Consider the following 25,030-nt stretch of genomic DNA (forward strand, 5'->3'; position numbering starts at 1 on the left):
AACCCGCCAGCGCCGCTGGCGGGGCTGGGGAATCAACCGGCGCTGGGCGCCAGGGTCTGTACGTGCTCGCGATAGCCATCGCGGGTCAGGCGATAGCGCATCTGCAGCGTGTGTCCGGGCTGCACGGGGAAAGGCAGTTCCAGCGCGCTGCCCGGGTACAGGCTTCGCGACACGTCGTGCGCGGTGCAGCGCGCGCCATCGCAGTCGGCGATGCTGGTGATGCCCACGCGCACCGTGCCGGTGTTGCGCAGGCGATTGCCTTCCACCTGCACCGCCATGGCTGCCTGCGCAGGCAGCACATTGACCAGCGCGCCCCAGACCAGGCTGACGCCGATGTTGGCCTGTGCGCGCTCGCCCTCGCCTGCACGTTCGATCCCTTCAGGGCCACGCATACCTTCGAAGTACACGCGGTAGGCGGTTTCCTTCTCGACCGGCTGCAGCGGAATCACCCGGATCAGGCGATTGCCGCCGCCGGCCAGCGCAAACTTGCCGGGGGTGATGGCGATGGCCGCTTCGCCGGGCTCGACCTCGACCTCCTGCTCATCCGCGCCGGCTGGATTGACGATGCGCTTGATGGAGGCCTGCACGTACTGCGGCTGGGTGGACTGCGAATAGATGCGGATCTGCGCACCCTTCTTTACGTCCACCGACGTGCGCATGGGGTGCACGGTGAGATTGGCGTGGACAGGCATCGCCATCAGCAGCGACAAGGGAAGCAGGCAGCGAATGAGAGGCTTCATCGGGGGCTCCATGGGAATCAGGGCGTGACAGTGGGAACGCGCAGTTCCACCTTGAGATCGCCGTCGTAATAGCCGGGGCGTTTGCTGCTGACCGGCACACGGGGGGTATCCAGCGTCAAAGGCGTGGGCACGCAGAACACCGGCTGCGTCATGCCGGGTAACAGCACCAGGCGCAGCTTTGCGGTATCGATGCCATGCAGCAGCTGCTCCACACCGTTGCGCATGGGCAAGGCGCTGCCGTTGTGATCGAGGGTGACGGTGTAGTCCACGCGTTGCGTAGCGTCACTGCCGCCGTCGGTATGCCAGACCGAATAGCCGGAAGGCCCCGGAGGACGCGGCCCGCTGTCGCGCACGGTGACGCCCAGGTACTGGCTTTGCGAGCCCAGACCGTCATACAGGCACATGTCGAGTTGGGTTCGGCCGCCGACGGTCTGTGCGATCGGGTCGTACTGCAGGTTCAGGCCGACGTGCGGGGTGACCTGGTCGAAGAGCGGGAAGTAGATGGAGACCGCGTTGTAGTCGGTGATGGTGAAGTCGAACACGAATATGTAGCGCGCGAGCGATCCTCCGGAGCCATCTCTCAGCGACAGCTCAAGATTTGCTTTCCAGCGGCCAGCAACGAGCTGACGGAGTTCAGCAGCTGGAATCCGGAGTGACAGAGCCGTGCCACTTGCGGGCGTAACGCAGGCTGCCGAGAACGTGGTCCAGAGAGGCCGCACATGAGGCTGCCAGTAGTCATTACATCCTCGCCCGGACTCAGCGCGGTCAAGCCATCCCTCTACATTCACTTCAGTTGGTAGTCCACTCCGTTGCTCAACGAATCGAAGGGGGACGCGACTCCTATACGAGCCGTTCTCACCGGTATCACTTTCAGGACAGCTACCTGTCGCCGGATCCGAGTTGGATCTGCAAGTAAGATGTAGCTCGCCCAAGCCCATTTCGGGCCGTTTGCTATAGCCAAGTAGTGTTTTGGGGGCAAGCAATTCAACTTCGACGGGAAGTGCTGATCTGTCCCAGCGCTGGGCAATGTGCTGAACAATGTCTCCACTTGGCGGATCGGTCTCCGGCGGCTGCTGCGCCATCGCCCGTGGCGCCAACACCACCAGCGCACACAGCACCGCCATCACCCACCACACCCGGCGGTTCACTGCGCACCTCCTGCGGCCGCGGTCTGCGGCGTGGCGGCAATCAAGGCCTGCTCCTGCAGCAGTCGCGTCACCCGTGCCTGATGGCGGATGTCGGCAGGCAGCTGCGCCACGGCCAGCGGTTCGCACTGCACGGCGCCCACCAGCATCACCACGCTGCGGCGCTCGCGCACCTGCAGCGGGCAGTGCAGCAGCCGGTCGTCCTGCAGCAGGTACAGGGTCTTTTCGCGTCGTGGAAAGTCGGCCACGAAGCCTCCGTTGCTGCCGGTGCCGGGCACCGGCGCGTTGAGAATGCGGGCGCCGCGCAGCGGTGCACCAGCGATGTCGTGGGCGTTGCCGATGAAGGTGTAGGTCACTTCAATCGGCACCGGCATGCGCACCAGCCGCCCGGGCGAGAGGAACAGCGGGCGCGCACCGCCCACACCGCTCACACGCACCGCGGCGATGCTGTCCAGTGCGCTGGCGTCCTGCACTTCGGCGCGGTGCGATTGGTAGGCGGACACCGGCAGCAGGCGGCGTTCGCCCAGCTTCAGCCGCTGCCGGCGCAGTCCGCCCACCTGCAGTTCGGCAGCCACGCCGGTCAGGTCCAGGTCGTCGGTGCCATCCACCTGCACCGCCAACCCGGCATCGGCACCCACGCCTGCGCCCCAGTACAGCCCACGCGAGCCGATGGCCAGCCCGGAACTGTGCGTGGCGCTGTACGCCACTTCATTGCCACCCTGGTGCTGGTAGCGCGATACCGTGGCACCGGTCTGGCCGATGCGGTTCTGCAGCTGCCCGCTGAGCGTGGCGCTGTAGCGTTCGTTGTTGTTGCCGCGCAGTTCGCCCGACACTTCGCGGTACTGGTCTTCGTATTCCTGGCGCAGGGTCTGGCCGGCGCTGTAGTTGATGTCGGGCCGCGCGTGCTGCGGCTGGCGCACATCCAGGCCGTAGCGCCGCTGCGAACTGCCGCGATCACCGCGCTGCAGGCGGTTGAGGCTGACGTTGAAGTAGATGCCGCGGTCACGACCATCGCGCAGGCCGCCGCCACTGGTCTGCTGCCACACGCCGATGCGGCTGGAGACACTGAACTCGCCCCAGCGCTGGCTGCGGCTGTAGCTGGCCTGCCAGGTGCGGCTGAGCTGCGGCACGCGCGTGCGCTCTGGCACCCACGGCGGCAGCAGCGGGTCGAGCCCGGCCAGCGGGTCATCCCCCAGCCCTGGTTGCACGGTGCCTGCGCGCCAGGTCTGGCGGCGGGTGTAGGCCACGTAGGCATTGCCGCCCGCCACTGGCAGCGCCATCGAGGCGCTGAGCGAGTCGGCACAGCCGAGCCGGTCGCGCGCGTCGTCCTCGAACTGGCAGGCGCGGCCGCGCATGCGCTGGTGGTACACATTCCACGAGGCGCGGCGACGGTAGGACAGCTGGTGCTGCTGGCCGCGGCTGCCGTCGCTGCCGTGCATGCCGCTGAAGGTGCCGCGAATCTCCTGGGTGGCGAACACATGGCGCAGGTCCAGCCGCAGTTCGCCATAGCTGAAGCCGCCGAGGTCGGCGATGCCGGCCGTCACTGCCACGTTGCGCGATACCGGCACGCGCAGGCCGGCCATCGCTGCCAGCTCGTCGTTGAAACGGTCGCTGCGGCGCTCGTTACGGCGGCCACCCTGCATGAACCACTGCACGCTGCTGTCGGTCCAGTCGCCGCCCTTGTCGAACGGCGCGTCCTCGCTGCGCACCAGCACACCGTCTTCGTAGATGCGCAGGGTGACGGTGTAGTTGCCCAGCGGAAACCGGCGCGTATCGAGCTGGTTGATACCGGCCTGCAGGTAGAAGGTCTGCAGCAGGCGCTCGCCATCGAACGCATCCACGCGTGCATCGCGTGCCAGCAGCACGGTGAGCGGCGTGGCTTGTACGGCGGCCGCCGAATCCACGTAGGCCTGCGTGGTGCCCAGGCGCAGGCCCTGGAAGCGGTCCATCGGCAGCATGCTGAAGCTGAAGGTGCCGCCCTGCGGGCTGCTCAGGTTGCGGCGGTCCATGCGCCCGGCCTGCAGGTAGTGCTGCTGCCCCAGGTCATGGCGGTAATAGGCGTTGTCCAGCTGGAAGTCGCGGTTGGCGCGGCCGCCGCGATAGTGCTGCTGGCTGAAGGTCCAATCGGCAGACAGGTGCCCGCGCTGCAACACGCCCAGCGCGCCCATGCCCTGCGCGGCCAGCGACTGGTAGCCGCGGCCGCCGCTGACGTTGAGCGTGTGCTGGTGCAGGAAGGCATTTTCGGCATTGGCGCTGACCTGGTGGTAGCGCTCGGCGGCCGGTTCGCCGGGAATCCATTGGCGGGCGACGAACAGGCGCACGGCGCCCTCGCCTTCGTCATACAGCGCGCGCACGGCGGTGGGCTCCTCGGGGGGATCGATGTAACCGCAACCGGCGCTGGCGCCGCCGTAACGGCAGGCCAGATGGCTGTTGCGCGGCAGCGGCTGCGACAGCGCTGGCAACAACGCGGCCTGTGCCTCGGCGGGCAGCTGCAATGCCTGCAGCGCCTCGGCCGGGGCTTCCAGCTGCACGTGTTCCAGAGTCACGCGCACCGGCACCAGCCCGGTCGAGCGACCGAACAGGCGCACCTCAAGTTGTTCGGTCTGGCCTTCGACCAGATCCTCGAAACCGGCGGGAACGCCTCGCGCCGCGACCAGGGGCGTGGCCAACGACAGGGCGAGCGCGACCGCCAGCCGGGTGACGGCGGGTGCGGGAAATTTCATGGGGGTGTTACCGGAAGCGGCCGGCCCGGGATGCGGGCCGGCGCGGGCGCCTTACGGGCTGGCGGTCTTCTGCTGCATGGCGATGGTGACGATGCCTTCGTAGGTACCGCCCTTGACGATCGGCGCCTGGGTGGTCTGCGCAATGCGCAGCGGCATCGGGATCGATGCGCCCGGCAGTGCGCCGTCGAACAGGTCGGAGGCGGTGAAGTCCTGTGCGGCCACGGTCAGCGCCTTGCCGTTGAGGCTGACGGTCAGTGGTACCGGGGCGCCGCTGCCATCGGTATTGAGCAGCTGCGGGGCGCTGCCGACGCGCACTTCGATGTCCTTGTCTTCGTCGTTGGAGTAGATGCGCACCTGCTGGGTCCACGGCACCAGGCCGCTGACCGGGTTGTGGACCAGGTTCACGACGGAGTCCAGCGCGGTGCCATCGGCCTTCAGCAGGGCCAGGGTCGGGTCGACGTTGGCCCAGACCTTGATGTCGGCGTCGAACGCGTTGGCGGACAGCGAAACGGTGGCCAGCGCTGCAGCGAGCGTGGCCTTCTTCAGAATGGCGTGCATGTGTGTCTCTCTCGGACAGGGGGAATTTGAAAGCCCCCCTCCCCAAGGAGAAAGGGAGGGAGGCGCCGCCCGTGGAGGTGGTCACGGGCGACGAGAGAATGGTAGGTAGGCCTACCGCACGCAGGCCATGCAACAATTCCTAAATAGCTGGACGTTAAGAAGAATTCTTGAGGGCTTTCAATGTTTGAGGATTATGCAAATTTCCTCACGACTTGAATGCAAGAAACCTCATTGCGTTGCATTTGTGGCGTCGAGCGATACTCGACTGTCGCTTGAGGCGCACCGTGTGCGCATGAGTCGAGCACGGCTCGACGCTACGTGTAGAAATCGCGAACGACCTTCAATGCGCAGGCACCACGGCGACGTGCTCCACATCAATGTCGGTGGGCTTGAAGCGGTGCGTATCCACCTCACCGTGCAGCTCCACCACGGTGGTCGCGCTGACGGCCTGGTGGCTGGGCAGATCCTTGTCGTCGATTTCCACATCGATCTCGCCGGTGGCGTCCTTGAAGCGGTAGCGCTCGTGGCCGATCCTGGCCACCAGCGTGCCCCGCAGCACCACCGGCTGATCGTCACGCTGGGCGCGCGCCTCGGCAACCGTGGTGACGGCATGGGTGGCGCCCGGGCCGGTGTACTGGGCAAAGGCCCCAGCGCTGAGCAGGCTCAACGTGGTGGCGATGAGCGCAAGGGTGAGTCGTCGGTTCATGGTGTTGTCCATGCAGGGATAAGTGCCCACAGCTTCCCTCGCCTCGAAAGTGACGCCCATGCAATAACTCCGAAAAGATGTGAAAACGACATCCCATGTCAGAAACCATTCATCGCGGACCCGACGCGTCTTTCAGGAATGATTCCATCGCCGCCACCAGGGCCAGCGGCGCCTCATTCATCGGGTAATGCCCGGCATCGGCCAGGACATCCATCGTGGCCTGCCGGTAGCGGCGCAGATGGGTGCGCTCCATCAGTGCACGGTTGAAGGTGGGATCGTGCCCACCTACCAGCACCTTCAACCGATGGTTGCCGACGACCTCGCTGCTGAAGTCGGTATCCGCCCACGCCGGAAGATAGGCAGCAAATGCCGCAGGTGACGCATGTGCCGCCGAATACGCGGCCTTCCAGTCGAGCCATTGCGCAGGCAGCCGTCCGCCGGTACTGCGATCGATGATGGTCCGGCGGATGCCGACGTCTCCGGCTGCCGCTTCAAGCAGGCGTCGCGTCGCAGCGTCGTAGGCAATGCCGCCGCAGGGCACCGGCGCAATGGCCACCATGCCGCGCACACGTTCCGGCGCAAGCACCGCCACGCGTTCAATGGCCATGCCGCCCATCGAATGACCTGCCAGGCTGAAGTGTTCAAGGCCGAGGGACGTCATCAGGTCCAATGCGTCGGATGCAATCTCGTCGATGGTGTAGGCCCCTTGCGCATCGCGCATGCCGCCGTAGCCGCGGCAGTCCATGAAGAAGTAGCTGAAGTCATCGCGTGACAGCCATGGCTCGATCGGCTCGAACGCGTGCGCGTCGCCGAACCAGCCATGCAGCACCAGGACAGCGTGAGGGCCGTGCCCCACGCGATGGAAAGTGTTGGCCATGGAGTTCCATTGCAGCTGAGAGGAGTGCTGATGCTAGGCAGCGCGGATCCGGCCCACTGTCGATGACGGGTCAATGACTATAGAATCCGGGCCATGCGCCATTCGCTGCTTGATCCGTACGAAGACCTGCCACGCGATGTCGTGGTCACCTCGAACGACTACGCAGCCGAGTTCACGTTTCCCCGCCATGCCCATCGACGCGGGCAGTTCGCGTTCGCTGCGCGCGGCACCATCAGCGTGACGACGCCACAGGGACGCTGGCTGGTGCCACCGCAGCGTGCCTGCTGGGTACCTGCAGGCCTGGCGCATGAGATGACGATGCGCGGTCCGGTGACGATGCTCAATGCCTTTCTCTCTGTCGGGACGGCGATGGCGGTGGCGCTGCCAATGCAGTGCCGCGTGTATGCGGTATCGCCGTTGTTGCGACAGTTGCTGGAGGCCGCCGTGGATCTGCCTGCGCTGTACGACGAGGACGGGCGGGCAGGCAAACTGATGCAGCTGCTGGCAGCGGAGATCGCGTCGATGCCGGCACTTTCCCTGCACGCACCCCTGCCTTCGGATGCACGCCTTGCACGTGTCTGCCGTGCCCTGTTCGATACTCCCTCGCTGGCGGCCCGCCTCAATGACGTTGCGGCCGACGCAGGCATGAGCCGGCGTACGTTCACCCGCTTGTTCCGCGCCGATACCGGGGTGAGTTTTGCCGAGTGGCGGCAGCAGGTGTGCCTGCTGGCGGCCATCGAGCGGCTGGGACAGGGGCAGGCGGTGACCCGTGTGGCATTGGACCTTCGCTATGCAAGCCCGAGTGCATTTTCCGCGGCCTTCCGGCGTGCGCTGGGGTGTTCGCCGAGCCGGTATGCGCAGTCGTAGTTCAGCTGCCGCGTCTTGCTTTTGTAGCGTCGAGCAGAGCTCGACGCTGCAGACACATGCTCACGCACGACGGGATGGCATCAGGCCGCCGTGCGGCGGCCTGACGGGTCCCACTCAACGATGCAATCTCAGAAGAAGATTGCGTACAGGATCAGCAGCGGAATCGGCACGCCCAACAGCCAGAGCAGAATCATTTTCATCTCAGGTCTCCTCGTTCAAAGGTCGCGGCGGCGGCCGCCCCAGGTGGCGCTGAGGCTGGCGAAGAACGCGCCGATCAGCAGGGTGATGAACAGCCACAGCGCGGCATACGCTGCGGCCTTGCGGGCATCGTCGGCCGCCTGCTTGGCGGTGGTCTTTGCCTTCTCCAGCGCGGCACGCATGCGCGTCTGCACATCGGTCACACGGGCCTGCGCTTCGGCCGGGCTCATGCCGGTCTCGCCCGCGATCAGCTGCGAGAGGTACTGGCTGTCGGCCGGGTCCAAGCCCTCGCCCTGCAGGCTGTTGACGATGATGCGGTTCACTTCGGCGCGGACTTCGCGGCGGTCGCCCACCGGGCCGTTGCCCGGCATCGGGCGTGGCGGCGGACCCATGCGCGCGTCGCGCGGGCCGACACTAGCGGCCGGCGGCGGCGAGGGAGCATTCGGATCCATCGGCGCACCCGGCGGCGGCGCTGTCGGATCAGACGGCCCTGCGCTGGTCGCGCTGCGGAACAGCGAATCGACCCAGTAGTTGAGGTCGCCTTCCGGAGCCGCGCCGGCAGCGCTACCGGCACCTGCGGCGGCAACGCCGGCCGTGGATGCAGCGGCGCCCGCAGTGGCGCCGGCCACCTTCGCGCCCGTGCCGAGCACGCCGCCGATGGCCGAGGTCAGCAGGCCCGCAGTCAGCAGCGTGGCCACGGCCCACGACACGAAGCCGTGCGCGGTATCGCGGAAATAGGTTTCATCGCCATGGATCTGTGTCCATTTGGTGCGCAGGCGGCCAGCCAGGTAGCCACCCAGGCCGGAGGCGGCCAGTGCGGTGAAGGTGAGCCAGGCGATGCTGGACCAGCCGAAGGTTTCCTTGCTGACGCCTTCGAACGACCACGGCGACACCGAGGAGAGGCCAAGGCCGACACCGAGGATGAGCAGGATGAGGGAGAGTGCGGCGGCAGCGGCGGCACCGGCGAAAATCGCGCCCCAGGAAACGGCGCTTTCGCAGGGAGGCGCGACGATGGGGGCGGTGACGACAGTGGCGACGTCGGGACCAAGCGGGCCGCGCTCGGGTGGGTCGAATCGGGTACTCATCGGGATGGACGCTCCATTTCAGGTGCTGCGGATGCAGCTGGCGTCCTGAGGCTGCGCGAGCGGTCGTGAAGCTGGCGAGACCCTTGAATCACGCGGTCTTGGCGCGGTGAAGCGCGTGCCAACCAAGGTTGGCACCTACCGAAGGCGGATGCGGTGGTAGATCCACGCCATGCGTGGACGATTTTTCGCGGGCGCCGAAATCGTGCGGACCAACGGTCCGCACCTACCAGGTCCGCGCAAAAAAAAACGCCCCGCGGATGCGGGGCGTTCTCGGCACAACCTACGCGGGCGATCAGCCCTGGTAGTCGCGCACGTCGCTGCCGGTGTAGACCTGGCGCGGACGGCCGATCTTCATTTCCGGGTCGACCTGCTGTTCCAGCCAATGCGACACCCAGCCGGAGGTACGGCCCAGGGCGAACATGACGGTGAACATTTCGGTCGGGATCTGCAGCGCCTTGTAGATGATGCCGCTGTAGAAATCGACGTTCGGGTACAGCTTGCGGGCGACGAAGTACTCGTCCTGCAGCGCGGCCTGTTCCAGCTTCACGGCCACGTCCAGCAGCGGATCCTGCACGCCCAGCTGCTTGAGCACCTTGCTGGTCATCTCGCCGATGACCTTGGCGCGCGGGTCGAAGTTCTTGTAGACGCGGTGGCCGAAGCCCATCAGGCGGAAGCCGGAGGTCTTGTCCTTGGCCTTGACCACGGCGGACTCGACGTTGTCGGCAGTGCCGATCTCTTCCAGCATCTTCAGCACGGCCTCGTTGGCACCGCCGTGGGCCGGACCCCACAGCGCGGTGACGCCAGCGGCGACCGACGCGTACGGGTTGGCACCGGTCGAACCGACCAGGCGCACGGTCGAGGTCGAGGCGTTCTGCTCGTGGTCGGCGTGCAGGATGAACAGCAGGTCCAGCGCCTTGACCACGTCCGGGTTCAGATCGTACTGGCCGTCAGCCGACTCGAAGGTCTGCTTCAGGAAGCGGCTGACATAGCCCAGCGAGGTGTCCGGCTTGTTGGCCGGCAGGCCCTTGCCGTGGCGGTAGATCAGCGCCGACAGGGTCGGCACCTTGGCGATCAGGCGCACGGCGGCCTGGCGGCGCTGTTCGGCGTCGGACAGGTCCAGCGAGGCGTGATAGATGCCCGACAGCTGCGCGATGGCGGCGGTCAGGATCGCCATCGGATGGACATCCTTGGCGAAGCTGCCGATCAGGGTGTTGATCGAATCGTCGACGTTGGCTTCGGCAGCCAGCTCATCGGTGAAGGCCTTCAGCTGCTCGGCGCTCGGGCGCTCGCCGTTGATCAGCAGGTAGGCCACTTCGACGTAGCTCGACTTTTCCGACAGCTGTTCGATCGGGTAACCGCGGTACAGCAGCACGCCCTTGTCGCCGTCGATGTAGGTGATGGCGGACTTGCAGCTGGCCGTCGCGGTGAAGCCGGAATCGTAGGTGAAATACCCCGTTTCCTTGGTCAGCTTCGCGATGTCGACGCAGTCGTTGCCAAGGGTGGGTTTGATGACGGGCAGAACGACCGACTTATCGCCGGCGTTGAGCGTGACCTGATCAAGATCGGACACTGTGTGCGCTCCTTCATGGGAAGGCGCCTGCCCAAGCGCATTGGTCAGGCACGTGAATGACGTCCTCGGCCTGTGCCGGGGATCAGGTCATTATCGCACAGCAGCATTTGCCCGGCGCTAGACAGAAGTCGTATACGACAGGCGACCAGACGCCGGCCGTTGAGCGGCCCGGATCGGCAAAAGTGTTGTCACACGAACGCAGTGTTCCGTCCATCCAAACGCCCGTTGGGTTGGCGTTGGGGAAAAACAAACGGCCGCGCAGAGCGCGGCCGTTGGTTCGAAGCTGGATCGACAGATCAGCGCGCGTAGCGCTTCTGGAACTTGTCGATACGGCCCGAGGTGTCGATGACCTTGTGCTTGCCCGTGTAGAACGGGTGCGAAGCCGAGGAAATTTCAACCTTCACCAGCGGGTAGTCGTTGCCGTCTTCCCACTTGATGGTTTCCTTCGTCGCCATGGTCGAGCGGGTCAGGATCTTGAAATCGGAGGTGACGTCATGGAAGACGACGTCGCGGTAGTTCGGATGGATATCGGCCTTCATGGGCTCACACCGTAAATGGGCTGGTGGTCAAGAGCGGCATTATAAGCACCGGTTGCCGCTCGGGGCAACCGGTGCGGGTCAATCGGCTTCAGTCCGCGCCCAGGGCCTGGCGCACCAGGGCCTCGAAACGCTGCTGGTCGTAGGCCATCAGCAGATCGCAGTTGTCCGGCTGGCCGGTCTGGCGGTTCCAGTCGACGATGGTGGCGCCGCGGCTGAACGTGCCGTTCAGCTCCACGTTCAGCGGGCGCGACTCGACCCGCAGCTGCCCTTCCGGGTTCAGCGCCCAGGCCATGGCCACCGCATCGGCGGTGTACCAGCGGCCGCCCTTGCTGTCTTCGGACAGGCCACGGGTCTTGCGCGAGATCAGCTCGTAGAAACGGGCGCGATCGGAATCGGCCTGCAGCCACTTCTCGGCGTCCTGCAGCGGCAGGCCATGGGCGACGGTAGCTTCCCAGTCCGACACCAGCAGGTGCTTGAACGAGGTGAACACCACGTGCGCCGCTTCCGGGTCGAAGGCGATGTTGAATTCGGCGGCCGGGGTGATGTTGCCGTGGCAGGTGACCGCGCCGCCCATCACCACGATGCGCTTGATGCGCTGTGGCAGGGTCGGGTCCAGCTTCAGTGCCAGTGCGAGGTTGGTCAGCGGGCCGAGCATCACCAGCATCAGTTCGCCGGCGTGCTCGTGCGACAGGCGCAGGATGGCCAGTGCGGCGTGCTCGGCTTCGGCCTGGCGGCTCGGCGGCGGCAGGTCCACGTCGCCGTAGCCGTCACGGCCATGCACGTGGGCAGCGTCAACGGAGGGATGCAGCAGCGGATCCGGGCTGCCGGCAAACACCGGCACGTCGGCGCGGCCGACGATGTCGCAGAGCTTGAGGGCGTTGCGGACGGTGTATTCGAGGCCGACATTGCCGGCGGCGATGGTCAGGGCGACCACGTCGTGCCGTTCATCGGCGAAGGCCATCAGCAGGGCCAGGGCGTCGTCCACACCGGGGTCGGTGTCGATCAACAGCGGGATCTTGTGGGTCATCGTTGCCGTCTTCAGATCGGCAACGAAGTGTGGACCGGGATGATGACCGTTGCAATACCGCACTATCCCAACGGCATAAGGTGTCGGGGAGAGCGTGGGCTCCCTTGCCCGCCACTAACGGCCCCGCCCGACTCTTTCACAAAAATGAACAGATTTTGATTGAGCACGCTTGGAGCGCTCAACATCACCTGCTATAAAAAGTAATACATATTTTATAGAAATCCGCCATGAAGCTGCCCATGCCAGCTCCCGATCTGGCAACCCTCACCCGGAAGTACATTGAGACCCTCGGTACCATACTGGACGCCCGGATTGGGCCAGAGGTGAACGGCGCCTATGAGCACTGGGACAAGGTGCGCCACAGAGCGCCACCGGCAGGCCTGAACGCGGAGCAGTGGTGGCTGGGTATCACGTGGACGCGCGCAGCATTGCTGAAGCCGCTGCCGCTGTTGCTGGACAAGACGCAGCAACCCTTCAAGCTCGCACTTACCGATTCAATGCAGCGGCACCTGCACTACATTGACCGGGAGGCCGCAGGCTCGGTGAAGGGTGTGGATGCTGCCAGCGGCCAAGGACGGTTCATGATCCGGTCGCTGATTGAGGAAGCGATGACCTCATCGCAGTTGGAGGGCGCCTCGACCACGCGGGCCGTGGCAAAGGAAATGTTGAGCACGGGCCGCGCGCCGCGCGACCAGTCCGAGCGCATGATCTACAACAACTACGTGGCAATGAACGTGATCCGCGAGCGCGGCATACGCCCGATCACTCCCGGCGAGATTCTGGAACTGCACAGCATCCTCACCGACGGCACGCTGGAGCTGCCAACCGACAGCGGGCGTTTCAGAACCGCCGAAGACAACGTTGCGATCTTCGATCGCGGCTCACCGCCTACGCTTCTGCACACCCCTCCTCCGGCCGAGGAAGTGCCTGCACGGATTGAGCGGCTGTGCACGTTCATCAATGAAGAAAGCACACCGTTCGTGCATCCCGTCGCCAAAGCCATCGCACTACATTTCCAGATTGGCTATGACCATCCTTTCGTGGATGGAAATGGCCGTACGGCGCGCGCACTGTTCTACTGGGCAATGATGAATGCCGGGTACTGGATGACCGAGTACTTCTCCATTTCCAGCGTGCTGAAGAAGTCTCCAGGCAAGTACATGCGGGCCTACCTGTACACCGAAAGTGACAACCGGGATCTTGGCTACTTCGTTGCGCAACAACTGGAGGCCATTGAGCAATCGATCCAGGGACTGCATGCCTACATCGCCAGGAAGCATGCAGAGGATCAAGCGGCGCGACGTATGTTGCGAACCGCCCGGCTTGGCGGTATGCAGCTCAATCACCGTCAGCGCGCGTTGCTGGCCAACGCGCTGAAAGATCCTGACCGGACCTACACCGTCGCCAGCCACCAGGCGGCACACACCATTACCTATCCGACCGCATTGAAGGATCTGAATGGATTGGTGGCTGCCGGACTTGTCAGCAAAGAGCGCGTCGGGAAGGCCTCCGAGTATCTCGTGCTTCCCGGCCTTTCGGAACGCTTGGTGTTGTAGATCCACGCCATACGTGGATGACGGGAGGATGATCGAAAGCGCCGTCTGTGGAGACGAGCCATGCTCGACTCCCGCGCGCAGCGCGAACAGCAGCCGAGCGCGGGCTCGGCTCTACAGTAGATCCACGCCATGCGTGGATGTGTGGACCAAGGTCCACACCCACCAAGGCGGCATTATGCCGAGGCGTAACGCACGGCGGTGCCGATCCAGCGCTGCACCACGCGGTCGGCCAGCGTGGGTTGCTGGGCCAGCAGGCGCTCGGCCAGGTCGTGCACGCCGGGCAGCAGGCCGGCATCGCGGGCCAGGTCGGCGATGCGGAAACCGGCCAGGCCGGTCTGGCGGGTGCCGAGCAGTTCGCCGGGGCCGCGCAGTTCCAGATCCTTTTCGGCAATGACGAAACCATCGTTGGTTTCGCGCATGGTCTGCAGGCGCTCGCGTGCCATCTGCGAGAGCGGTGCCTGGTACAGCAGCACGCAGCGCGACACCGCCGAACCGCGGCCAACACGGCCGCGCAGCTGGTGCAGCTGGGCCAGGCCGAGGCGTTCGGCGTTCTCGATCACCATCAACGAGGCGTTCGGTACGTCCACGCCCACTTCGATGACGGTGGTCGCCACCAGCAGGTCGATCTGCCCGGCCTTGAACGCCACCATCGTGGCCAGCTTTTCCGCAGCTTTCAGGCGGCCATGCACCAGCCCCACGCGTACGCCGGGCAGCAGCGCCTGCAGCGATTCGTAGGTGGCCTGCGCGGGCGTAGCGTCCAGCTCTTCGCTTTCCTCGATGAGCGTGCACACCCAGTACACCTGCCGCCCTTCCTGGCAGGCCAGGGCGATGCGCTCGATCAGCTCCGGGCGACGATCGTTGTTCAATGCGACGGTCTGCACCGGGGTGCGGCCCGGCGGCAGTTCGTCGATGGCCGAGACATCCAGGTCGGCGTATTCGGACATCGCCAGCGTGCGCGGAATCGGTGTTGCGGTCATCACCAGCTGGTGCGGCACGCTGTTGCCGCCTGCGCCCTTGTCACGCAGCGCCAGCCGCTGGTGCACGCCGAAGCGATGCTGCTCGTCGACGATGGCCAGGGCGAGATCCTGGAACACCACCGCCTCCTGCATCAGCGCGTGGGTACCCACGACCACCTGCGCTTCGCCGCTGGCGACCTGCTCCATCACCTTGGCGCGCGCCTTGCCGGTGACCTTGCCGGCCAGCCAGGCGATGCGCACGCCGAGCGGTTCCAGCCAGCCGCGCAGATTGTTGAGATGTTGTTCGGCCAGCAGCTCAGTCGGTGCTGCCAGCGCAACCTGTTTGCCCTGCTCCACCGCCAGCATCGCCGCCAGCGCGGCGACCACGGTCTTGCCGGAGCCGACATCGCCCTGCACCAGCCGCAGCATCGGGCTGGGGCGCGCGAGGTCCTCGCGGATCTGCTTGAACACGCGCGCCTGTGCGCCGGTCAGGGCGAACGGCAGCTGCTTCAGCAGCGCCTTGGCCAGCTTGCCGGGGCCGGCCAGCGGCGGCGCATGATGCGCCTGCAGCGCGATACGCTGGCGACGCAGGCTGAGGTGATGGGCCAGCAGCTCTTCCATCGCCAGGCGACGCTGCGCTGGATGAGTGCCGGCCGCCAGCGCGGCCAGGTCGGCATCCGGCGGCGGCCGGTGCACGGTCAGCAGCGCGCTGCGCAGCGACGGCAGGCCGAGGCCATCGAGCCAGCCGCTGGGCAGCAGTTCCAGCGTGCCTTCCTCGGGCAGGCGGTCCAGCGCCTGGCCGATCAGCTTGCGCATGGTCATCGGGCCGACGCCTTCGACGGTGGGATACACCGGGTCGAGGCGGTCACCGAGTTCGGGATCGTCGTTGCGGCCCAGTACCTGGTAGCTGGGGTGGACGATTTCCAGGCCGAGCTGGCCCGGTTTGGGCGTGCCGAAGCAGCGCAGCCGGTTGCCGACCGCGAACTGGCCGACCTGCTGCTGGCGGAAGTGGAAGAAGCGCAGCACCAGGGTGCCCTGCCCTTCGTCTTCCACTGCCACTTTCAGCATCGGCCGGTAGCGCATGCCGCGCTCGACCGCGACCACCCGCCCTTCCACCTGCGCCGGCACGCCGTTGCGCAGGTCTTCGATGCGGGTCAGCCGGGTCCGGTCTTCATAGCGCAGCGGCAGATGAAGCCAGAGATCCTGCAGGGTGGCCAGGCCACGCGCCTGCAGTTTGGCGGCCACGGCCGGACCGACGCCCGCGAGCATCGCCAGGGATGCTTCGCCGGACGGTGACAGGACCGGGGTGACCGCCGCCTTGCGTGCCACGTGGCGGTCAGTCGATGACCATCACCGCGTCGACCTCGAAGTTGGCGCCCTTCGGCAGGCCGGAGACTTCGATGGTGGAACGGGCCGGGTACGGGGCCTTGAAGTAGTCCTGCATGACCGCGTTGACCTTGGCGAACTCGCCCAGGTCGGTCAGGTACAGGCCCAGGCGCACGACCTTGTCCAGCGATCCGCCGGCGGCTTCGGCCACGGCCTTGAGGTTGTCGAAGGCGCGGCGGGCCTGTGCTTCGACGTCACCGGCGCCGACGATGTCGCCGGTGGCCGGGTCGAGCGGGATCTGGCCGGAGAAGTACACGGTGTTGCCGGCGCGCACGGCCTGCGAGTACGGGCCGATGGCGGCGGGAGCCTTTTCGGTGTTGATGATCTGGCGGGACATGGGTCGCTCCGGTGCTTGGGGGAAAACAGAGCGCTGATTGTACCGGCTGGGGGTGCATCCACGCATGGCGTGGATCTACGGCAATCCGGTCATGTGATGCGCCGTCTGTAGAGCCGAGCCCATGCTCGGCTGCCTCGGGCTGGAGCAGCCGAGCATGGGCTCGGCTCTACAGAAAGCATTCACCCATGGCGTGGCTCTACTGCCGGCGTACCGATTGCACGACCGACAAGCGGCGCAGGCGGCGCATCACTTCGGCCAGGTGGTTGCGGTCGCGTACCTGGATGTTGAACGCCAGCACGGCGGCGTTGAAGTCGCGGTCCAGGTAATCCACGCGCTCGATGTTGGAATGGCTCTGCGCGATGGCGGCAGCCAGCTGCGCCAGCACGCCGGTGCCGTTCTCCACTTCCACCACCAGCGAGGTGTCGTAGTCGCCGGAAACGGTGGTGTCCCAGCCGATCGGCACCCAGCGCTCGGGCGACTTGCGCAGTTCGGCCAGGTTCGGGCAGTCCATGCGGTGCACCACGATGCCCTTGCCGGCGGTGTGGTAGCCCATGATCTCGTCGCCGGGAATCGGCTGGCAGCAGCCGGCGAAGGTGACCACGCCGCGCTCGCTGCCGTTGATCAGGATCTTTTCCTGCGAGTGGTGGCGCGAATGCGGGCCGCCACGCAGTTCGGCGTAGGCCATCAGCGCCTGCGCGGCCTGGGTCGGCATCCAGTTGCCCAGTGCGACCTCGGCCAGCAGCGCCTCCAGGCGTGGGAAACGATGCTCGGCCAGGAACGCATCCAGGCGCCCCTTCGGCAGCCGTTCCAGCGACGAATCCATCGCTTCCAGCGCGCGGTCGAGCATGCGGTGGCCCAGCTGCACGGCGTCCTCGTGCTCCAGCTGCTTGAGCTGGTGGCGGATGGCGGTGCGCGCCTTGCTGGTGACCACGAATTCCAGCCACTGCGGTTTCGGCGTGGCCGAGCGTGCGGTGATGATCTCCACCGACTGGCCCGACACCAGCTTGGTACGAAGCGGCACCAGTTTCTTGTCCACGCGCGAGGCCACGGCCATGTTGCCGACGTCGGTATGCACGGCGTAGGCGAAATCGAGCGCGGTGGAGTTGCGCGGCAGCGCCAGGATCTTGCCCTTCGGGGTGAACAGGTAGACCTCGTCCGGGAACAGGTCGACCTTGACGTTGTCGAGGAACTCCAGCGAGGAACCGGCAGCACGCTGCGAATCGATCAGTTCGACGATCCAGGCGTGCGCACGGCTCTGCGCACTGTTGGGTGAATCGCCGCCGAACTTGTAGGTCCAGTGCGCGGCCACGCCGCGTTCGGCGATCAGGTCCATTTCCTCGGTACGGATCTGCACTTCGATCGGCGAGCCATACGGCCCGAACAGCACCGTGTGCAGCGACTGGTAACCATTGGCCTTGGGAATGGCGATGAAATCGCGGAAGCGGCCATCCAGCGGCTTGAAGGTGGCATGCACCGACCCCAGCGCGTGGTAGCAGCTGGGCACGCTGCGCACGACCAGGCGGAAGCCGAACACGTCCATCACCTGGTCGAAGGATTTGTTCTCGTCGCGCATCTTGTTGTAGATGCTCCACGGCGTCTTGATGCGGCTGACCAGGCGGTGCTCGATGCCTTCCTTCGCCAGCCGCTGCGACAGCTGAACTTCCACCTGTGCCAGCGCTTCACGGCGTACCACCGGCTGGCTGCGGATGTGCTTTTCCAGGATCGCGTGGCGCCACGGATACAGCGCCTTGAAGCCCAGGTTCTGCAACTCGCTCTTGACCAGGCTCATGCCCAGGCGCTGGGCGATGGGCGCATAGATCTCCAGCGTCTCGCGGGCGATGCGGCCGCGCGCTTCGCGGCTCTGCGCGCCCAGCGTGCGCATGTTGTGCAGGCGATCGGCCAGCTTGATCATGATCACGCGCAGGTCGCGCGACATTGCCAGCAGCATCTTGCGGAAGCTCTCGGCGGCCGCTTCCTTGCGGTCGCGGAACTTCAGCTTGTCCAGCTTGGTCACGCCGTCGACCAGTTCGGCCACGGCTTCGCCGAACTCGGCAGCCAGCGCCTCACGGGTCAGCGGGGTGTCTTCGATGGTGTCGTGCAGGATCGCGGCGATCAGCGCTTCCACGTCCAGGCCGAGCTCGGCCAGCACCTGGGCCACGGCCACCGGATGGGTGATATAGGGCTCGCCCGACTTGCGCGTCTGCCCAGCGTGCGCGGCGGCTCCGACTTCCCAGGCGCGGCGCAACAGCGGCAGCTGTTCCGGCGGCAGGTAATGGGCGGCGCGTTCAAGCTGGAGGACGTAGTCGGGTACGGCGGCAGCGGGGGCTGCGGCGACCTTGGCAGTGGGGCCTGGGTTCATGCCCGAAGCCTATTCCAGCGCGACGTTTACGGCAAATCCTGAATGCGAAACAGCCCGCACGGGGCGGGCTGTTCGGCGATCCAGCAATGACGTTGATCGATGCGATCAATCGTCGTTCTTGGACATGTCTTCGTCGGCGACCACTTCGGCGGCGGCCCACTCCAGCGCTTCGCGCTCGGCGCGCTCACGCTCGGCCTTCTCGACTTCGTCGATCAGCGCGTTGTCGATCTTGCGGGCGGCGATTTCGCGCAGCGCCAGCACGGTCGGCTTGTCCTCGGTCTCGCTGTTGTCCAGCGTGGCCTGCACGCCGTTGGCGAGCTGGCGGGCACGCTTGGAAGCCATCATGACCAGTTCGAAACGGTTGTTAACGACTTCCAGGCAATCTTCTACGGTGATGCGGGCCATACGGGCTCCCGGCGACCGGTCGGCCGCTCAGTCGAATGAGGGAAAGGGGACGGAGTGTACTGGCAGGGGCTGGACAAAATCAAGCCAACCCTCACCCGATTCTTTTGGAATCAGTCAGTTGCGCCCGAATCAGGGGTCAACAGGGCCTGGATCAGGCCGGCGTGGCGGACCTTCTGGGCCTCCCGGCGCAGGCGGCTGGCGGTGAAGATGGCGCACAGCTCGTCGACGGCGGTGTCGAACACCTCGTTGACGATGACGTAGTCGAACTCGTTGAAGTGCAGCATCTCGTCACGGGCCGCGCCCAGGCGCTGGGCGATGACCGCCTCGCTGTCCTGGCCGCGCTTGCGCATGCGGTCCTGCAGGGCCTGCTTGGACGGCGGCAGGATGAACACGGTGACCGTGCCCGGCACCAGCTGGCGCACCTGCTGCGCGCCCTGCCAGTCGATCTCCAGCAGCACGTCCTGGCCGGCGGCCAGCTGCGGTTCAACTGATTGGCGGGCGGTGCCCTTCCAGTCGCCATGCACCCAGGCATGCTCGAAGAAGTCGCCGGCGGCGATCATTTCCTCGAACTTTTCCGCAGAGACGAAATGGTAGTGCTGGCCGTTCACTTCACCCGGGCGCATCGCACGCGAGGTGAAGGAGATCGACAGGGCGATCTGCGGGTCACGCGCCAGGGTGGCATTGACGATGCTGCTCTTGCCGGCACCGGACGGGGCGGCAACGATGTACAGCGTGCCGCGCGCAACGGCCTCCGACGGCTTCGACGGTGCGCTCATGCGGGGGATCCAACGGGTTGATTTCGCAAAATTTTTCCTCGATGTTCCAGATCCGGCGCGGAGGATCGCGCCAGGACGGCGGGGGCTGCGCGGAACATCCTGGAACCAGGCCCGGCAGACGCTTTCCCCGGGGGCGGGCACGCAACTTTACCAGAGCCGCCCCGTTGCGCGCCCGCCCGGCAGGCGCCGGGCCTTGTGCCACATGGGCGTGCGGGGGCCTGTGCTATAACCGGGCCGTACCCAACGACAGCCCGGAGGCCTGCGCCTCCCCGCCATCCCAGGAGAACGGCATGCCATCGATGAGCCGCCGCCAGTTCCTGAAAGTGACCGGGACAACCCTGGTCGGCTCCAGTCTGGCACTGATGGGCTTCGCGCCCGGCATCGCGCTCGCGGAGGTCAGGCAGTACAAGCTGACCCGCGCGACCGAGACCCGCAACACCTGTACCTACTGTTCGGTGGCCTGCGGCATCCTGATGTACAGCCTCGGCGATGGCGCCAAGAACGCCGAGCCGAGCATCTTCCATATCGAAGGCGACCCGGACCATCCGGTCAACCGCGGCACGCTGTGCCCGAAGGGTGCCGGCCTAGCCGACATCATCCACAGCAAGTCGCGCCTGCTCTACCCCGAGTACCGCGCGCCGGGCTCGAACGAGTGGAAGCGGCTGAGCTGGGACGATGCACTGGACCGCATCGCACGGCTGATGAAGGAAGACCGCGATGCCAATTTCGTGCAGAAGAACGAGGCCGGGCAGACGGTCAACCGCTGGCTGACCACCGGCATGCTGGCAGCCTCGGCCACCAGCAATGAAACCGCGGTGCTGACCCACAAGGTCGTCCGCTCCCTTGGCATGTTGGCATTCGACAACCAGGCACGTGTCTGACACGGCCCGACGGTGGCAGGTCTTGCCCCGACGCTAGGCCGTGGTGCGATGACGAATCACTGGGTCGACATCAAGAATGCCGACCTGATCCTGATCATGGGTGGCAATGCCGCCGAGGCGCACCCGTGCGGGTTCAAATGGGTGACCGAGGCCAAGGCACACAACAAGGCCCGGCTGATCGTGGTCGATCCGCGCTTCAACCGCTCGGCCGCGGTGGCCGACGTGTACGCGCCGATCCGCACCGGTACCGACATCGTGTTCCTGGGCGGCCTGATCAACTACCTGTTGACCGAGGACCGCATCCAGCACGAGTACGTGCTGAACTACACCGACATGTCGTTCCTGGTGAAGGACGAGTTCGCCTTCAAGGACGGCCTGTATTCGGGCTACAACGAAGAAAAGCGCAGCTACGACCGTTCCAGCTGGGACTATGCCTACGGTGACGATGGCTTCGTGCGCAGCGACCCGACGCTGAAGGACCCGCGCTGCGTCTACAACCTGCTCAAGCAGCACTACGCGCGCTACACCGTGGAGATGGTCGAGCGCATCTGCGGCACGCCCGCCGACAGCATCCGGCAGGTCTGGGAGATGATCGCGTCCACCGCCGGCAAGGACAAGGCGATGACCATCCTGTACGCGCTGGGCTGGACGCAGCACTCGGTGGGTGCGCAGAACGTGCGCGCCGGCACCATGGTGCAGTTGCTGCTGGGCAACATCGGCGTGGCCGGTGGTGGCATGAACGCGCTGCGCGGGCATTCCAACATCCAGGGCCTGACCGACATCGGCCTGATGTCCGACCTGCTGCCAGGCTACCTGACGCTGCCGAAGCAGGACGAGCAGGACTACGACGCCTACATCGCCAAGCGCACGCAGAAGCCCCTGCGCGCCAACCAGATGTCGTTCTGGCAGAACTACCCGAAGTTCCACGTCAGCCTGATGAAGTCGTGGTGGGGCGACGCTGCCACCGCCGACAACAACTGGTGCTTCGACCACCTGCCCAAGCTCGACAAGCCGTACGACATGCTGCAGGCGTACGAGCTGATGAACGAAGGCAAGATCCACGGCTACATCTGCCAGGGCTTCAATCCGCTGGCCTCGGCGCCGAACAAGGGCAAGCTGATCAGTGCGTTCTCCAAGCTGAAGTTCATGGTCAGCATGGACCCGCTGGAAACCGAGACCATCGCCTTCTGGCAGAACCACGGCGCGCTGAACGACGTCGACCCGAGCACGATCCAGACCGAAGTGTTCCGCCTGCCGACCACTTCCTTCGCCGAGGAGAACGGCGCGGTGGTGAACTCCTCGCGCTGGCTGCAGTGGCACTGGAAGGGGGCCAATCCGCCGGGCGAAGCGCGCAGCGACATCGAGATCATGTCCGAGCTGTTCCATCGCATCAAAGCGATGTACGAGAAGGACGGCGGTGCGTGGTGGGAGCCGGTGCGCGACCTGGCCTGGAAGTATTCCAACCCGGAACTGCCGACGCCGGAAGAACTGGCGATGGAATACAACGGCAAGGCGCTGGCCGACGTGTTCGATCCGAAGGACCCGACCAAACTGGTGCGCAAGGCCGGCGAGCAGCTGGCTGCGTTCGGCGACCTGCGCGACGACGGCAGCACCGCCTCTGGCTGCTGGATCTACATCGGTGCCTGGGGCCCGACCGGCAACATGATGGCGCGGCGTGACAACAGCGACCCCACCGGCATCGGCAACACGCTGGGCTGGGCCTGGGCGTGGCCAGCCAACCGCCGCGTGATGTACAACCGCGCCTCGTGCGACGTGGCCGGCCAGCCCTTCGATCCGCGGCGCACGCTGCTGGCCTGGAACGGAAAGAACTGGGGCAGCGTGGACGTGCCGGACTTCAAGGCCGACGAAGACCCGGCCGGCGGCATGGGCCCGTTCATCATGAACCCGGAAGGCATCGCGCGCTTCTTCGCCAAGGCCGGCATGGCCGAAGGCCCGTTCCCGGAGCACTACGAGCCCTTCGATACTCCGCTGCGCAGCAACCCGCTCAGCCCGGGCCAGGCGCAGACGCTCAACAACCCGGCCGCGCGCGTGTTCGCCAGCGACCGTGCCCAGATCGGTTCGCCGGACGAGTTCCCGCACGTGGCCACTACCTACCGCCTGACCGAGCATTTCCACTTCTGGACCAAGCACGGCAAGCTCAACGCCATCATCCAGCCCGAACAGTTCGTCGAAATCGGTGCTGCACTGGCCGACGAGCTGGGCATCAACAACGGCAGCCGCGTGCGCGTGAGTTCCAAGCGCGGCCATATCGAAGCCGTTGCGATGGTGACCAAGCGCATCAAGGCCCTGCAGATCGATGGAAAGACCGTGCACCAGGTGGGCATTCCGATCCACTGGGGTTTCCTCGGTGCGGCCAAACCCGGCTACATCGCCAATACGCTGACCAACGCCATCGGTGACGGCAACTCGCAGACGCCCGAATCGAAGTGCATCCTGGTCAAGGTCGAGAAGGTGTAGGAGACACGCCATGTCACTGCAATCGCTGGACATCATCCGCCGCTCGGCCACCACCACGCCCTCGCCACAGGCGCGCAGCGCGCACACCGGCCAGGTTGCCAAGCTGATCGACGTGAGCAAATGCATCGGCTGCAAGGCCTGCCAGGTCGCGTGCATGGAGTGGAACGACCTGCGCGACGAAGTGGGCAGCTGCGTTGGCAGCTATGACAATCCGCCGGACCTCAGCGACCAGTCGTGGACGGTGATGAAGTTCCGCGAGTACGAGGACGAGAAGGGCAAGCTGGAGTGGCTGATCCGCAAGGAAGGCTGCATGCACTGCAGCGATCCGGGCTGCCTGAAGGCCTGCCCATCGCCCGGCGCGATCATCCAGTACGCCAACGGCATCGTCGACTTCCAGGAAGAAAACTGCATCGGCTGCGGTTACTGCGTGACCGGTTGCCCGTTCGACGTGCCGCGCATTTCCAAGAAGGACCACAAGGCCTATAAATGCACGCTGTGTTCGGACCGGGTGGCGGTGGGCCAGGAACCGGCCTGCGTGAAGACCTGCCCGACCGGCGCGATCACCTTCGGCAGCAAGCAGGCGATGACCGAGCATGCGGCCGGCCGTGTGGAAGACCTGAAATCGCGCGGCTACGAGAACGCCGGCCTGTACGACCCACAGGGCGTGGGTGGCACCCACGTGATGTACGTGCTGCAGCATGTGGACAAGCCCGAGCTGTACGCCGATCTGCCCAAGGACCCACGCATCAGCCCGATGGTGGAGGTCTGGAAGGGCGTGGCCAAGCCGCTGGGCGTGCTGGCGATCGCCGCCACCGCCTTCGCCGGCTTCCTGCATTACATCGGCATCGGCCGCAACACGGTCAATGACGAGGAAGAAGAGGAAGCCGAACACGAGGCGAAGCAGATCGAAGAGGAGCAGCGGCCATGAAGTACGCCCCGCACCCGCGCCAGATCATCCGCTACCGTGCGCCGACCCGCATCAATCACTGGATCGTGGCGATCTGCTTCGTGCTGACCGCGCTGTCCGGGTTGGCGTTGTTCCACCCTGCTCTGTTCCCGTTGACCCAGCTGTTCGGTGGTGGACCGTGGACGCGCATCCTGCACCCGTTCGTTGGCCTGGCCATGGTGGTGGGCTTTGCCTTGCTGGCCTTCCGCATGTGGCGCGATAACCTGCCGACCGCCGACGACCGCGCGTGGATGCGCGGCATGCGCGATGTACTGCGCAACGAGGATGAGAAGCTGCCACCGGTGGGCCGTTTCAATGCCGGCCAGAAGCTGTTGTTCTGGGCCATCATCGGATGCCTGTCGGCGCTGCTGCTGACCGGCTTCGTGATCTGGCGGCAGTACTTCAGCCACTTCTTCCCGATCGGGGTGATCCGCTTCTCGGTACTTGCCCATGCGCTGTTCGGCTGGGTGCTGATCTGCGCCATCGTGGTGCACATCTATGCGGCGATCTGGATCAAGGGGTCGGTGCGGGCGATGACCCAGGGCAAGGTGACCTACGGGTGGGCGTACAAGCATCACCGGCAGTGGTTCCGGGACATCCTGCGCGGGCGCCGGGAAGAGGGGTAGCGGCAGGGCCTGCGGCCCTGCACCCGCAGAGGCAACGTCAACGTCAACGTCAACGTCAAAAGCTGGCTTCCTGAGGGGTGGCCGGGTGGGTCCGGTTGCGGGGGACGCCGTAAACCCGTCCTTGGGGGCTTGGCCGCGGCATCCATGCCGCGGACACACCCGCAACCGGACCCACCCCGCCTTCGACAGTTTCCCGCTGCTGTCGGAATGGCATGAGCTGCTCTTGGTGGGTGTCGACCTTGGTCGACACGATGAACATGGCAACGACCGAAACCGGTTTTTGTAGAGT

20 protein-coding genes and 1 pseudogene are annotated in these 25,030 nt (G+C 65.7%); 5 read left to right on the forward strand and 16 right to left on the reverse strand.

The window, feature by feature from the left end:
- Nucleotides 1-32 precede the first annotated feature (32 nt).
- The 6 genes from N5D45_RS17035 to N5D45_RS17060 all read right to left on the reverse strand — a co-directional run bounded on the left by N5D45_RS17035 (nt 33) and on the right by N5D45_RS17060 (nt 6,749).
- Nucleotides 33-740 carry a pilus assembly protein gene (locus N5D45_RS17035; protein WP_279939330.1) on the reverse strand — a complete coding sequence of 236 codons (708 nt, stop codon included), beginning with the start codon at nt 738-740 and terminating at the stop codon, nt 33-35.
- Between the two features lie 17 nt (nt 741-757).
- The gene (locus tag N5D45_RS17040; RefSeq protein ID WP_345782134.1) at nt 758-1,864 is read right to left on the reverse strand and encodes a CfaE/CblD family pilus tip adhesin; all 1,107 of its coding nucleotides are present in this window, start codon (nt 1,862-1,864) and stop codon (nt 758-760) included.
- Nucleotides 1,865-1,884: 20 nt separating this feature from the next.
- Nucleotides 1,885-4,608 carry a TcfC E-set like domain-containing protein gene (locus N5D45_RS17045; RefSeq protein ID WP_279939331.1) on the reverse strand — a complete coding sequence of 908 codons (2,724 nt, stop codon included), beginning with the start codon at nt 4,606-4,608 and terminating at the stop codon, nt 1,885-1,887.
- A 51-nt stretch (nt 4,609-4,659) separates the two neighbouring features.
- Nucleotides 4,660-5,166, reverse strand: a complete 507-nt coding sequence (locus tag N5D45_RS17050) for a CS1 type fimbrial major subunit (RefSeq protein ID WP_134958988.1) — start codon at nt 5,164-5,166, stop codon at nt 4,660-4,662.
- A 340-nt stretch (nt 5,167-5,506) separates the two neighbouring features.
- Entirely contained in the window at nt 5,507-5,872 is a 366-nt protein-coding gene (locus N5D45_RS17055; protein WP_026347019.1) for a NirD/YgiW/YdeI family stress tolerance protein, read from the reverse strand.
- 109 nt (nt 5,873-5,981) lie between these two features.
- The gene (locus tag N5D45_RS17060; protein WP_095379073.1) at nt 5,982-6,749 is read right to left on the reverse strand and encodes an alpha/beta hydrolase; all 768 of its coding nucleotides are present in this window, start codon (nt 6,747-6,749) and stop codon (nt 5,982-5,984) included.
- Nucleotides 6,750-6,842: 93 nt separating this feature from the next.
- On the opposite strand from N5D45_RS17060, the gene N5D45_RS17065 reads away from it, so the two are divergent.
- Nucleotides 6,843-7,616: a helix-turn-helix transcriptional regulator gene (locus N5D45_RS17065; protein ID WP_197657302.1), complete on the forward strand. Its 774-nt coding sequence runs from the start codon at nt 6,843-6,845 to the stop codon at nt 7,614-7,616.
- Between the two features lie 215 nt (nt 7,617-7,831).
- Here N5D45_RS17065 and N5D45_RS17070 read toward each other — a convergent pair whose 3' ends face one another.
- The 4 genes from N5D45_RS17070 to N5D45_RS17085 all read right to left on the reverse strand — a co-directional run bounded on the left by N5D45_RS17070 (nt 7,832) and on the right by N5D45_RS17085 (nt 12,035).
- Nucleotides 7,832-8,899, reverse strand: a complete 1,068-nt coding sequence (locus tag N5D45_RS17070) for a hypothetical protein (protein WP_095379069.1) — start codon at nt 8,897-8,899, stop codon at nt 7,832-7,834.
- A 292-nt stretch (nt 8,900-9,191) separates the two neighbouring features.
- Nucleotides 9,192-10,469 (reverse strand): citrate synthase, encoded by a 1,278-nt coding sequence (locus N5D45_RS17075; RefSeq protein ID WP_279939332.1) that lies wholly within the window; start codon nt 10,467-10,469, stop codon nt 9,192-9,194.
- 296 nt (nt 10,470-10,765) lie between these two features.
- Nucleotides 10,766-11,008, reverse strand: a complete 243-nt coding sequence (locus N5D45_RS17080) for a type B 50S ribosomal protein L31 (protein WP_010484049.1) — start codon at nt 11,006-11,008, stop codon at nt 10,766-10,768.
- 88 nt (nt 11,009-11,096) lie between these two features.
- On the reverse strand, nt 11,097-12,035 hold the full coding sequence (locus N5D45_RS17085) for a nucleoside hydrolase (protein WP_010484048.1): 939 nt from the start codon (nt 12,033-12,035) through the stop codon (nt 11,097-11,099).
- Nucleotides 12,036-12,262: 227 nt separating this feature from the next.
- On the opposite strand from N5D45_RS17085, the gene N5D45_RS17090 reads away from it, so the two are divergent.
- A complete protein-coding gene (locus N5D45_RS17090) occupies nt 12,263-13,591 on the forward strand; it encodes a Fic family protein (protein WP_057502246.1) in 1,329 nt (442 codons plus the stop codon).
- Nucleotides 13,592-13,764: 173 nt separating this feature from the next.
- Here N5D45_RS17090 and recG read toward each other — a convergent pair whose 3' ends face one another.
- The 5 genes from recG to gmk form a co-directional block, all read right to left on the reverse strand.
- Complete coding sequence (gene recG / locus N5D45_RS17095; protein ID WP_197598258.1) at nt 13,765-15,876, reverse strand: ATP-dependent DNA helicase RecG; 2,112 nt, start codon at nt 15,874-15,876, stop codon at nt 13,765-13,767.
- Between the two features lie 7 nt (nt 15,877-15,883).
- Nucleotides 15,884-16,270, reverse strand: coding sequence for a RidA family protein (locus N5D45_RS17100; protein ID WP_057502248.1), 387 nt, complete (start codon nt 16,268-16,270; stop codon nt 15,884-15,886).
- Nucleotides 16,271-16,466: 196 nt separating this feature from the next.
- Nucleotides 16,467-18,629, reverse strand: coding sequence for a bifunctional (p)ppGpp synthetase/guanosine-3',5'-bis(diphosphate) 3'-pyrophosphohydrolase (locus tag N5D45_RS17105; protein ID WP_279939335.1), 2,163 nt, complete (start codon nt 18,627-18,629; stop codon nt 16,467-16,469).
- A gap of 105 nt (nt 18,630-18,734) precedes the next feature.
- Nucleotides 18,735-19,034, reverse strand: a complete 300-nt coding sequence (gene rpoZ / locus N5D45_RS17110; RefSeq protein ID WP_005410877.1) for a DNA-directed RNA polymerase subunit omega — start codon at nt 19,032-19,034, stop codon at nt 18,735-18,737.
- A 110-nt stretch (nt 19,035-19,144) separates the two neighbouring features.
- Nucleotides 19,145-19,810, reverse strand: a complete 666-nt coding sequence (gene gmk / locus N5D45_RS17115; protein ID WP_010484044.1) for a guanylate kinase — start codon at nt 19,808-19,810, stop codon at nt 19,145-19,147.
- A 290-nt stretch (nt 19,811-20,100) separates the two neighbouring features.
- Here gmk and fdnG point away from each other — a divergent pair, with 290 nt between their 5' ends.
- Genes fdnG through N5D45_RS17130 form a run of 3 tightly spaced genes read left to right on the forward strand, consistent with a single transcriptional unit; the run spans nt 20,101 to nt 24,741 of the window.
- Nucleotides 20,101-23,169: a formate dehydrogenase-N subunit alpha gene (gene fdnG, locus N5D45_RS17120; protein ID WP_279939336.1), complete on the forward strand. Its 3,069-nt coding sequence runs from the start codon at nt 20,101-20,103 to the stop codon at nt 23,167-23,169.
- Nucleotides 23,170-23,179: 10 nt separating this feature from the next.
- On the forward strand, nt 23,180-24,097 hold the full coding sequence (fdxH, locus tag N5D45_RS17125) for a formate dehydrogenase subunit beta (protein ID WP_010484042.1): 918 nt from the start codon (nt 23,180-23,182) through the stop codon (nt 24,095-24,097).
- Nucleotides 24,094-24,741, forward strand: coding sequence for a formate dehydrogenase subunit gamma (locus N5D45_RS17130; protein WP_043400330.1), 648 nt, complete (start codon nt 24,094-24,096; stop codon nt 24,739-24,741). The genes fdxH and N5D45_RS17130 overlap by 4 nt, the downstream gene beginning before the upstream one ends.
- Nucleotides 24,742-24,796: 55 nt before the next feature.
- On the opposite strand, the pseudogene N5D45_RS17135 reads toward N5D45_RS17130, so the two are convergent.
- Nucleotides 24,797-25,030: pseudogene (locus tag N5D45_RS17135) on the reverse strand (hypothetical protein); the annotation flags it as partial.

Origin of the sequence: Stenotrophomonas sp. GD03819, from assembly GCF_029841665.1 — a bacterium.
In the GTDB taxonomy this organism is placed as follows: domain Bacteria; phylum Pseudomonadota; class Gammaproteobacteria; order Xanthomonadales; family Xanthomonadaceae; genus Stenotrophomonas; species Stenotrophomonas geniculata.

Excerpts from the sequence above, each read along its gene's own strand:
- N5D45_RS17035 (WP_279939330.1), bottom strand. The coding sequence starts at position 740 with ATGAAGCCTCTCATTCGCTGCCTGCTTCCCTTGTCGCTGCTGATGGCG.
- N5D45_RS17040 (WP_345782134.1), bottom strand. The coding sequence starts at position 1,864 with ATGGCGGTGCTGTGTGCGCTGGTGGTGTTGGCGCCACGGGCGATGGCG.
- N5D45_RS17045 (WP_279939331.1), bottom strand. The coding sequence starts at position 4,608 with ATGAAATTTCCCGCACCCGCCGTCACCCGGCTGGCGGTCGCGCTCGCC.
- N5D45_RS17050 (WP_134958988.1), bottom strand. The coding sequence starts at position 5,166 with ATGCACGCCATTCTGAAGAAGGCCACGCTCGCTGCAGCGCTGGCCACC.
- N5D45_RS17055 (WP_026347019.1), bottom strand. The coding sequence starts at position 5,872 with ATGAACCGACGACTCACCCTTGCGCTCATCGCCACCACGTTGAGCCTG.
- N5D45_RS17060 (WP_095379073.1), bottom strand. The coding sequence starts at position 6,749 with ATGGCCAACACTTTCCATCGCGTGGGGCACGGCCCTCACGCTGTCCTG.
- N5D45_RS17065 (WP_197657302.1), top strand. The coding sequence starts at position 6,843 with ATGCGCCATTCGCTGCTTGATCCGTACGAAGACCTGCCACGCGATGTC.
- N5D45_RS17070 (WP_095379069.1), bottom strand. The coding sequence starts at position 8,899 with ATGAGTACCCGATTCGACCCACCCGAGCGCGGCCCGCTTGGTCCCGAC.
- N5D45_RS17080 (WP_010484049.1), bottom strand. The coding sequence starts at position 11,008 with ATGAAGGCCGATATCCATCCGAACTACCGCGACGTCGTCTTCCATGAC.
- N5D45_RS17085 (WP_010484048.1), bottom strand. The coding sequence starts at position 12,035 with ATGACCCACAAGATCCCGCTGTTGATCGACACCGACCCCGGTGTGGAC.
- N5D45_RS17090 (WP_057502246.1), top strand. The coding sequence starts at position 12,263 with ATGAAGCTGCCCATGCCAGCTCCCGATCTGGCAACCCTCACCCGGAAG.
- N5D45_RS17100 (WP_057502248.1), bottom strand. The coding sequence starts at position 16,270 with ATGTCCCGCCAGATCATCAACACCGAAAAGGCTCCCGCCGCCATCGGC.
- N5D45_RS17105 (WP_279939335.1), bottom strand. The coding sequence starts at position 18,629 with ATGAACCCAGGCCCCACTGCCAAGGTCGCCGCAGCCCCCGCTGCCGCC.
- rpoZ (WP_005410877.1), bottom strand. The coding sequence starts at position 19,034 with ATGGCCCGCATCACCGTAGAAGATTGCCTGGAAGTCGTTAACAACCGT.
- gmk (WP_010484044.1), bottom strand. The coding sequence starts at position 19,810 with ATGAGCGCACCGTCGAAGCCGTCGGAGGCCGTTGCGCGCGGCACGCTG.
- fdxH (WP_010484042.1), top strand. The coding sequence starts at position 23,180 with ATGTCACTGCAATCGCTGGACATCATCCGCCGCTCGGCCACCACCACG.
- N5D45_RS17130 (WP_043400330.1), top strand. The coding sequence starts at position 24,094 with ATGAAGTACGCCCCGCACCCGCGCCAGATCATCCGCTACCGTGCGCCG.